The organism is Aeromonas sp. HMWF016, assembly GCF_963878195.1.
Lineage (GTDB): Bacteria > Pseudomonadota > Gammaproteobacteria > Enterobacterales > Aeromonadaceae > Aeromonas > Aeromonas lacus.
Window position 1 is genome coordinate 1 of record NZ_CAWNWX010000004.1, and the last position, 4,684, is coordinate 4,684.

Genomic DNA, 4,684 nt, shown 5'->3' on the forward strand with positions numbered 1-4,684 from the left:
TAGTTCAGTCGGTTAGAATACCGGCCTGTCACGCCGGGGGTCGCGGGTTCGAGTCCCGTCCGCTCCGCCACTAAATAGAAGGCCTTCCCGATAGGGAAGGCCTTTTTGCTATGGGCGATTTGCCGATTGAGCCACAGCGTTGCACGCCAGAATAGACACCAAAGCCTGGTCTGATGACCGGGCTTTTGTGTTTTCAGCATCCAGAAGCCACTGAACAATAGCCCTTACCTAAGGGAGGGTGCTGGCAGGCCCGCTATTAACTCCTTTTGGGGTGTAATCGCGGTCACTTTTGGATTATTCGCAACTATTTGTGCTGGATCACTCGTGGCCACCCGCCGCCTTCACTCAGATTTAGCCCCACAGAGAAGGGCCATATTGACCACCCCCTCCTCCATCTGGACGTCAATGGTGAAGCCGAGTCGCTTGGCGAGGGTTACCATGCCGCGATTGCTCGGCATGGTCATGCCGGAGAGCTGGCCAATGCCCTGTTCGCAGGCGTAGCGGATGATCTTCTCCATCATCAGTTTGCCGAGCCCCAGTCCTTTCAGGTCGGAACGAACCAGAATAGCAAATTCGGCATCGCTGAGATCTGGTGTAGAGATGGCGCGCACCACCCCGAGAATCTGATCTTTGCGCTCCCCATCCTGCCCTACGGCGACAAAGGCCATTTCGCGGTCGTAATCGATCTGGGTCATGCGGGCCAACTCTTCGTGGCCCAGCTCACCCACGTCGGCGAAGAAGCGCTTGTACCTGTCTTCATCGGAGACTTGCAGTACGAACTGCTTGTGGGCCGGCTCATCTTCCGGACGAATGGGGCGCAGCAGAACATGACTCTGATCCTTGAGCCAGGCTCCCTCCTCCAGCTCGGTCGGGTAGGGTCGGATCGCCAGCCGATTGGTGGGGGGAAGTGCAGGGTCGGCCAGCGTGACGCTGGCATCCAGCACCACCATTTCGGTGCCACAAGCTTGCAGCGGATGAAGATCCAGCTCCTGGATCTGCGGGAAGGCGAGCAGCAGTTCGGAGAGCTGGCAGAGCACCTGACTGAGGGCATCGATATCCAGCCGATCCGGCGTGGCATGTTCACGGATCTTGCGACTCTTGAGCGCGCCGATGATCTGGTAACGAGCCAGCGCCTGATTGAGCGGCGGTAGCGCCGCAACCATCTCCTGTGGCTCCGCGCCCGATTCCCCCAGCAGAATGACGGGGCCAAAGATGGCGTCTTGCTGGATACGTACCCGCAGCTCAAGGCCACCGCTGCGCCGTGCCATGCGCTGCACCAGCAGCCCTTCAATACGGGCGCCGGGATCGTGCTGTTTCACCCTGTCCAGAATGGCATCGGCAGCCTGTGCTACTTCGGCCGAGGTGCGCAGATTGAGCACCACACCGTGCACGGCAGATTTGTGCAGGATATCGGGCGAACGGAGTTTCACTGCCACCGGGTAGCCGATCTGCTCGGCAGTCAGGGTTGCCTCGATGGCATCGGTGACGATCCAGGTGGGCAATGTTGCGAGCCCGGCTGCTTGCAAGATGGGGTGGGCGAGATGGGTATCCAACCTCAGCTGTTTGCGCTCCTGCGCTTGGCGGATCAGCTGCTGGCAGAGCTCGATATTGAGCTGGTTGCCGTGCAGGGAGGCGGGGGTCTCCATCAGCTGCTTCTGGTTGCGGCGGTACTCCACCATGTGCATGAAGGCGGCCATGGCGCTTTCCGGGGTACGGTAGGTCGGGATGCCCGCCTCGGTAAAGAGTTTGCGCCCCTCCTGCGCCGAGTACTCGCCCGCCCAGTTGGTGAGAATATTGAAACGGCGCGCTCTGGGGTGCTGTTTCAGGTGGGTGATAAGGTGGCTGGCCAGCGGCGCACTGGGGGCTGTAAGGGAGGGGGCGTGAATGATCAGGATGGCATCGATCCCCTCTTCCCCAAGCAGGTTGTCCAGCGTTTCCTGATAGGTGGTAATGGTGGCATCGCTGCCGATATCGAGCGGCGGGCGGGCCAGTTTGCCGCCCCGCTCCAGCAGCACATCCACCGCCATATTGGCCAGCCCGCGGCCATTGGAGATGATGGCTAGTCGCTCCCCCTTGAGGGTCATGGAGTGGCTCAGTGTTTCCACTGCGGCAAACAGCTCGTGGGTATCCCGCACCCGCAGCATGCCGGCGCGGCGGATGGCGGCGTCATAGACGTTGTCGAGGCCGTGAGCCGGATCGTGGCGTCCGCTTTTCAGCACCAGGATTGGCTTGTTGCGCGAGGCCGCTCGAGCTGCCGAGAGAAAATGGCGGGCATCGTGCAGCTTGTCCATGTAGAGCAGGATGGCGCGGGTCACGCTGTCGCGGGATAGTTGATCCAGCAGCTGGCCGAAGTCGATATCGCAGTGATCGCCAAGAGAGATAAAGGCGGAGAAGCCCAGCTCATGCTGCTTGGCCCAGTCGAGAATGGTGGTGCTGACCGCGGCAGACTGGGAGAGAAAGGCGACTTGCCCGGGCTTGGCGGCAATCGGTGAAAAGCTGGCATTGAGCCCCTGACCGGGCAGCAGCATCCCCATGCTGTTGGGGCCGAGCAGGCGGATGCCATATTGTCGGCAAAGCCGTTTCAGCTCCTGCCGCTCATCTTGTGAAAAATCGGCGGCGAGTATGATGGCTGCGCCTGTTCCCTTCTGGCCGAGTGCCTCCAGCAGGGGGATGACCCGCTCCCGGCGAGTACAGATGATGGCGAGATCCGGAGCCAGCGGCAGGTTGGCGATATCGGGATAGGCCAGCACGCCAGCCACTGCCTTGCTGCGCGGGGTGACTGGCAGGATGGGCCCTTTGAAGTTGCCCGCCAGCAGGTGGCGAACGATCACGTGGCCCGCTTTGTGCGGATCGGTCGAGGCGCCGATGATGGCGATTGATTGGGGTTTGAACAGCCGATCCAGACCGCTTGCGTTCATGGGCACTCCCGTCGAAAGGGGGAAGATACCAGTCTAATACCTCTTTGTTGCAGGTTCTGTGACCGGCTCCCGATCACCGTTTGTTGAGGGCGTTGGCGCGCAGGTAAAAGCGCAGCTCCCCCTGTACCCGGCGGATGGCACCGAGGTGGCGCTCCTGCAGGTAGATCTCCTGCTCCCTGTCCAGCAAGGTGCTGGGCAGACCCATGCTCTGCAAATACTCCTCAAACAGGGTTGATCCCTTGATCTCGACCAGATGCTGTTTCATGGCGCTCCTCCCTGATGTGGTTCGATGATGGCGAATATTCAGTCTGCGATCCCTTGCCCGGTTTGCCTATTGTCACTTCTGACATGAGACGGGACCGGAGAAGGTTCACACATCTGGCAGCGAACGCCGCATCAGGCCCTTGGCTGGCGTTATAGTATGACCAGAAGCATGGCGCTTGGATGGTGCGGGGAATGAAGCGAGTCGGATTGTGGTGCATGGTGTTGTGGCTGTGGGCGGCGGATGCGTCGGCTGCCGTGCAGTCGATCCGCGCCTGGAATCTGCTGCTGGAGCATCCCAACCCGGCAGTGGTGCAGTTGTTGCGGCTCTCTCTCGATCTGACGGTGCCTGAATATGGCCCCTACCAGCTGGTCTCCAGCCCGCCGATGGAACAGGGGCGGACGGTGAAAGAGCTGCACAGCGGCGAGCTGGTTCAGGTCGGTGTTTTTGCCCCGGATGGTGAGCGAGAGCGGGAGTTGCTGGCAATCCACATTCCGCTGGCCAAGGGGCTGCTCGGCTGGCGGGTTTGTCTGATTCGGCAGGGGGATGAGGGGCGCTTTGCCGCTATTCATTCGCTGGCCGACTGGCGCCGCTCCGGGCTCATCATTGGCCAGCACAGATCCTGGCCAGACACCCAGTTGCTGCGGGCTAACGGCCTCAAGGTGACGGTGGGCAATCTTTATGAGGCGCTCTTCAACATGCTGCGCAAGAAGCGCTTTGACTGCTTCCTGCGCTCGGTCATCGAGGTCGAGGATGAGCTCAGGCAGCATCCCGATCTCGCCATCGAGCCCCGTCTGGTGTTTCGCTATCCGCTGGCGCTGCTCTTCTTTGTTTCGCCCAAATATCCGGAGCTGGCGCAGCGCATTGAGCTTGGCCTGCAGCGGGCGCGGCAAACCGGGGATTTTGACCGGATCTTCGAGGAGGGGTTTGGCAGCACCATCCGCCGTTTGCAGCTCGACCAGCGGCAGCGTCTCGAGCTGAACAACCCTGATCTGCCGTTGTCGAGTCGCAAGATGATGGCCGACCCGACGCTCATCTACCAGCCCGTCTCAGCGCAGTGAGTTCTGGTTCTGTGCCGTATCCCAGAAGGCGCGGATCAGCGGTTCTTCCAATCGCTTCTTGAGCACCCCGATCCCCACATCAAATGGCTTGAAAGCGGGTTTGAGGTCGATGATCCGCACCTTGTCGCCGAGCGGGCTGTGGTCGATTACCGCCGCCGGTACCAGCCCCACGCCACAGCCGAGCGCCACCATGGCGACAATCCCCTCGTTACCCGCCACTTCGGCATAGATGTTGGGCGCTATCCCCTTATTGCGAAACCACTGATCACTGCGTTTGCGGGCCAAGCCCTGCTCGGAGAGGATGACCGGCAGTTGCTCCCAATCCGGCTCTCCCTGGCGGAACCACTGGTTGAGCTGCGGGGCATTGCGCGGCGCAATAAAGACCAGCGGCACCAGCTGCAGGCTGGCGAACTCCAGCTTGGCGGGCAGGGCATCGGGGCGGG

The 4,684-nt window shown here is 61.2% G+C and carries 4 protein-coding genes; 1 reads left to right on the top strand and 3 read right to left on the bottom strand.

Annotated features, from left to right (window positions below; translation table 11 throughout):
- Positions 1–341 precede the first annotated feature (341 nt).
- Together AACS24_RS00150 and AACS24_RS00155 are read right to left on the bottom strand one after the other, a co-directional pair.
- Positions 342–2,918 (bottom strand): bifunctional acetate--CoA ligase family protein/GNAT family N-acetyltransferase, encoded by a 2,577-nt coding sequence (locus AACS24_RS00150; RefSeq protein ID WP_108572012.1) that lies wholly within the window; start codon positions 2,916–2,918, stop codon positions 342–344.
- 73 nt (positions 2,919–2,991) lie between these two features.
- Positions 2,992–3,183, bottom strand: a complete 192-nt coding sequence (locus AACS24_RS00155; RefSeq protein WP_019446537.1) for a hypothetical protein — start codon at positions 3,181–3,183, stop codon at positions 2,992–2,994.
- A gap of 191 nt (positions 3,184–3,374) precedes the next feature.
- Here AACS24_RS00155 and AACS24_RS00160 point away from each other — a divergent pair, with 191 nt between their 5' ends.
- Positions 3,375–4,241, top strand: a complete 867-nt coding sequence (locus AACS24_RS00160; RefSeq protein WP_108572013.1) for a transporter substrate-binding domain-containing protein — start codon at positions 3,375–3,377, stop codon at positions 4,239–4,241.
- On the opposite strand, the gene AACS24_RS21745 is transcribed toward AACS24_RS00160, so the two are convergent.
- On the bottom strand, positions 4,230–4,684 hold a 455-nt coding region (locus AACS24_RS21745), incomplete at its 5' end, for a LysR substrate-binding domain-containing protein (RefSeq protein ID WP_258223032.1). The genes AACS24_RS00160 and AACS24_RS21745 overlap by 12 nt on opposite strands.